This window comes from Mesorhizobium sp. M8A.F.Ca.ET.161.01.1.1, from assembly GCF_004792105.1.
In the GTDB taxonomy this organism is placed as follows: Bacteria; Pseudomonadota; Alphaproteobacteria; order Rhizobiales; family Rhizobiaceae; genus Mesorhizobium.
In genome coordinates this window covers 1-241 of record NZ_SRTD01000561.1, presented here as the reverse complement: position 1 = coordinate 241, position 241 = coordinate 1, and the positions used below count along the sequence as shown (strand labels likewise).

At 65.6% G+C, this 241-nt stretch carries 1 protein-coding gene; it reads left to right on the top strand.

Translation table 11 applies throughout. The annotated features are described in order from the left end of the window. Positions 1–241 (top strand): integrase core domain-containing protein (locus EN804_RS37010; RefSeq protein WP_135922477.1); only part of this gene is annotated, 241 nt, incomplete at both ends.

Sequence of the window (241 nt, the reverse complement as noted above, 5' to 3'; positions counted from 1 at the left end):
CGCCGCTTGCGGTGCGCTTCATCAAGCTCGGCATCACGCTGGAACGGATCGCACCCGGCAAGCCGCAGCAGAACGGTCGCCACGAGCGCTTCCATCTGACCATGCTGCCACTGGCCAAGGACCCGGAAGCCGACAGAACGGCTCAGGGCCAGGCCTTCGAAGCCTTCCGGCGCAGCTACAATGAGGAGCGTCCGCATGAGGCGCTTGCCATGGACACTCCAGCCCAGCATTACCGCCCGTC